Below are 4,571 nucleotides of genomic sequence, written 5' to 3'. Positions count from 1 at the left end.
GTATGAATATAGTGCCGGCAAAAAATTAAATAGCTATATATTGATATCTGATTCACTCCATACAAAAAGCGATATATTTATATCCATAGGCGTGTTAGTGACACTAATACTTATAAAATTAGGAGCTCCGATAATTATAGATAAGATAGTTTCATTTGTAGTAGCAGTATTTATACTGTATGCGGCGTTTAAGATTTTTAAATTCACGATTGACATATTAGTGGATAGGGCTGTGATTGAAGAAAATGATCTAAAAGATGCAGTCAGTGATTTTGAAGAAATAAAAGAAATTCACAATATAAGAAGCAGGGGAAGCGAAAGTGACATTTATGTAGATATGCATATTATGGTAGAGCCAGATATGACAGTTGAAACATCACATGAATTAGAACATAATATAGAAAGAAAAATCCAAGAAAAAATCAATCAGAATATACAAGTGATAATTCATATGGAACCATATTATAAATTATAAAAATTAATTAGATGATAATAATTAAAAAAATGGTAGGTGATATATAGTCGCCTACCATTTTGTTTTGATATTTAGTAAAATATATTAATCGATTTTTTTAGAATGATTTATTAAACTTTCCAATCTCTTGTTTAAATTGTCTATTGTAGTACTTATTTGACTTAAAGAATCACTAGCCAAGCTATCTTCTTCAACATGGTAATTTAAATAAAAATCATCAAGCTGTTGTATAAATTTATAGGCATGAGCAGTAGTTTCTAAGTAATCATCAAAGTATTTACTTTTTAAACCTTCCTTAAATTTTTCGATGTCCTTTCTTATAAAATCAACAAGCTTGATTTCATTTGAGAAAGCTCCTTGAGGTAGTGGATAAGGCATAATTCTTTGTAAAAAATACTGATTTTTAGCATTTATATTGTATGTATACATAACCTCAAGATCGTCATCTAATAAAAATTTTATAAAGTATAAATCACCTTGTACTTTTTGGATTTTATTTGCACCAAGTTGTCTCAATAGTATTTCTATTGAATCTCCTTTTACTGAATCAATTCTATCAACTGCCAAGATTAACACTCCTTTACTATTAAAAAATAGATTATATTATATAATTATATAGCAAATTTTATCATTAAATAACCTGATGCTATAATTATTGTTAAAATCATTACAGGGAATCCTATTTTTAAGTAATCTATAAATGATATAGGGTATCCATGCTTTTGACCTACGCTTGCTAAAACTACATTTGCAGAAGCTCCTATTAAAGTTCCGTTTCCTCCAAGACATGCCCCTAGAGAAGTTGCCCACCATAAAGGCATAACGTCCATACCTTGAGTTTGCATAGTAAGAATTAACGGTATAAGTGTTGCAACAAAAGGTATATTGTCTAAGAAAGATGAAACTATTGCAGAAATCCATAATATTAAGAACATAGTTAAAACAACATTTCCATGAGTTTCTGTAATTAATAAATTCGCAAGCATAGAAATTACACCAGTATTAGAAAGTCCTCCTACTATTATAAATAGTCCTGCAAAAAACGCAATTGTAGGCCATTCTACGCTGTATATTATTTCATGAGGATCTTGTTTACCTATTAGTAATAATATACAGGCACCACTTAAAGCTATTACAGAGGATTCAATACCTAATTTACTATGAGACATAAAGCCAATTAATATCAGAATAAGGACAATTATACTTTTTACTAGTAGAGCTTTGTCTTGTATTGCCTTTTTTTCATCTAAATTAGCTATTAATTTTTCTGATTCCTCGCTTTTAACGAGTTGTTTTCTGTAAAAGATTTTAAAAATAACTATTACAATAGCTAGTATTACTACTATTATCGGTCCTAAATTAACTATAAAATCACCAAAACTCAATCCAGCAGCACTACCAATCATAATATTAGGTGGGTCACCTATTAATGTAGCAGTACCACCGATGTTTGATGCTAAAATCTGTGTAATTAAAAAAGGAATAGGATTTATTGAAAGAATGTCACTAATTACAAGTGTCATAGGTCCTATTAACAAAACAGTAGTTACATTATCTAATACAGCAGATAAAAATGCTGTTATTATCATAAAGTAAACCATGATTTTAGAGGGATCACCTTTAGAAATCTTTGCTGTCAATATAGCGACGTATTCAAATAATCCAGATTTTTTTACAATTGCAACGACAATCATCATTCCAATTAATACAATTAATGTATTAAAGTCGATATGACTGATACCTTCTTCAAATGTAAGTATTTTGAATACAAACATCAAAGCAGCACCAGATAAAGCTACAACAGTTCTATCTATTTTTTCACTGATTATCAATACCATGACAATAGCAAAAATAGCAATAGCGATTATTTGTTGTGTGTTCATGTTTGTTTCCTCCAATTTCCATAATATAATTAAACTATCTAAAAATAATAGTCCTTTTTTATAAAAATAGCTATAAAAAAAAGCTAAACTTAACACAAAGTTAACACAAAAATACATGATAACGTTTAATTAAATAAAATATTATTTTAATAATATATATATTTTATTTGAGAGATTGAAGGAATTTTGAAGTTTTTATCGAATAAAATATTTATACAGCAAGGAGGTTAGCTAGATGGAAAGATGGCAGAGAATGAATGTAATTTTTAGTTTAATAGGGTTTGCTATATTTGTAGTTTGTATAATTTTTGTAAAAAAGGTTCCAGTATTATTGCTACCAGCAGCATTTGCACTTGGAATAGCCTTTAATTGCTTTAGGACTATATATAAAAAGACACCACCTCCAGGATATGAACAAGAGGTCGAAACTAAAAACAATAATATTCCAAAAAATAAAAAGAAGAAAAAAAGTAAAAAAAGATAAGTTTAAAATCCATTCACTATAAATTAGAGAATGGATTTTTTGTAAATTTAAATTGATAAGTATTTATGATATAATAATAAAAAAACGATATTGAGGTTGAATAGATGAAGGATGGATTTAATAGAGATGTAGATTATTTAAAGATCTCTTTGACTAATAAATGTAATTTAAGATGTGTTTACTGTATGGGACAGAATACAGATTTTTTTGAACAAAATTTAAATAAATTTTTAAGTACTGATGACTATAAATTTATAATAAAATCGATGTCTAAATTGGGTATAAAAAATATAGAATTTACAGGAGGGGAGCCTCTTTTAGATTCTAATTTATGTGAATTGATTTACTTTGCCAAAAATGATTGCGGTATAGAAAATATAATGCTTACTACAAATGGGATTGATTTTTATAAAAAAGCCGCAAATTTAAAAAGTGCTGGATTAGACAAGGTAAATATAGCGATTAATTCCTTAAAGGAGTATAGATATAATTCTATTACTAGAAATGGAAGCTTATGCGATGTGCTGAAATCATTTAATACTGCGCTTAAACTGGGAATTGAGACTAGTATAGATACTTTGGTTATAAAAGGATTTAACGACGATGAACTATATGATTTTATAGAATTTGCCAAAAACTTTCCTATAACTTTGAGATTTTTTGAGATGATGAAGGTTGGTGAGATGAAAAGTTTATTTGAAGCAGGTTATTTAAATGTCGTAAATATAATGGACAATCTAGAAGGTGTTACTAAAATTTTATCAAATGATAAGATTTGTAGAAACTATTATAAATTAGATGGAGCTAAGGGAAGGATAGGAGTAGTTTCTGTGTTTAATGATCCAAATTGTTGGATATGCAATAAAATACTTCTTAGCTACGATGGTAAGCTTAGACTTTGCACTTATTCTGATAAAGAATACGACATACTACCGCTTTTGAATAAGCCTATTACTTTTTCGGAATTTATGAAGGATATTATACCGTATAAGCCTAAGGATTTCGATGAAATAAAGAATAGTATTACTAATAGAAATATAAACGAGATATAATTTTTTGTATAATATAAAAAGGGCATTTGAGTGCTCTTTTTTAATGTTAGAAATATCTAAATAAGATAAAAATATAAAATAAAAGTAAGAGGTGAAAAGATGGACATTTCTAAAATCGGTGAAATACTTAGAATGAATACGCAGAGAGTAAAGTACAACAGTGGGTTTGTATTTTACAAAAATAATTATGTAAGCAATAATTACGCAAGTTTAAAGGATTCTACGGCGACTTTTTATGGAAGCGTGTACGATGAGCACCACAGAAAAACATATACTGCTATGATAAGTATAAATTGTAAGACTAGAGTTATTTCAAACGCAAGCTGTGACTGTGAAAATGCATTTACACTAAATGCAGAGACAAAAATTTGTCCTCATATGGTGGCAATCGTTTTAAAGGGATTGGAATATCTAAGAAATAAAAATAAAAAGACTTTATCTAAAAAAGATGTAGTAATAAACCCTGTTGTAAAATTTAGTATAAGTCAGTCTAGAAATTCAAATTTAGGAGCTGACTTAGATATAGATGGAATAGACAAAAATGAGTACTACAAGATATTTAAGTCGTACAAAGAAAATTATAAATACCACCTGATGCCAGATGGAAGCTATTTAGATTTACGAGATAACGATTTGGAAAAGATCTTTAAGCTAATAGATGTTTTAGATATATATGC

General features: G+C 28.0%; 6 protein-coding genes. 4 read left to right on the top strand and 2 right to left on the bottom strand.

Annotated features, from left to right (window positions below):
• On the top strand, positions 1–475 hold a 475-nt coding region (locus tag ACI3VO_RS06805), incomplete at its 5' end, for a cation diffusion facilitator family transporter (RefSeq protein WP_439757182.1).
• Positions 476–559: 84 nt separating this feature from the next.
• On the opposite strand, the gene ACI3VO_RS06800 is transcribed toward ACI3VO_RS06805, so the two are convergent.
• Together ACI3VO_RS06800 and ACI3VO_RS06795 are read right to left on the bottom strand one after the other, a co-directional pair.
• Positions 560–1,051 (bottom strand): hypothetical protein, encoded by a 492-nt coding sequence (locus ACI3VO_RS06800; protein WP_439757181.1) that lies wholly within the window; start codon positions 1,049–1,051, stop codon positions 560–562.
• Between the two features lie 35 nt (positions 1,052–1,086).
• Positions 1,087–2,358, bottom strand: a complete 1,272-nt coding sequence (locus ACI3VO_RS06795) for an ArsB/NhaD family transporter (RefSeq protein WP_439757180.1) — start codon at positions 2,356–2,358, stop codon at positions 1,087–1,089.
• A gap of 235 nt (positions 2,359–2,593) precedes the next feature.
• Between ACI3VO_RS06795 and ACI3VO_RS06790 the strand changes: the two genes are divergently transcribed.
• The 3 genes from ACI3VO_RS06790 to ACI3VO_RS06780 all read left to right on the top strand — a co-directional run.
• Positions 2,594–2,842: a hypothetical protein gene (locus ACI3VO_RS06790; RefSeq protein ID WP_439757179.1), complete on the top strand. Its 249-nt coding sequence runs from the start codon at positions 2,594–2,596 to the stop codon at positions 2,840–2,842.
• Positions 2,843–2,946: 104 nt separating this feature from the next.
• Complete coding sequence (locus ACI3VO_RS06785) at positions 2,947–3,894, top strand: radical SAM protein (RefSeq protein WP_439757178.1); 948 nt, start codon at positions 2,947–2,949, stop codon at positions 3,892–3,894.
• 99 nt (positions 3,895–3,993) lie between these two features.
• Positions 3,994–4,571: SNF2 helicase associated domain-containing protein (locus ACI3VO_RS06780; RefSeq protein WP_439757177.1), on the top strand; the 578-nt coding region annotated here is incomplete at its 3' end.

This window comes from Intestinibacter sp., assembly GCF_051866655.1.
GTDB lineage: Bacteria > Bacillota > Clostridia > Peptostreptococcales > Peptostreptococcaceae > Intestinibacter.
The sequence above is the reverse complement of the archived record's forward strand: the minus strand, read 5'-3'. Positions and strand labels throughout refer to the sequence as shown.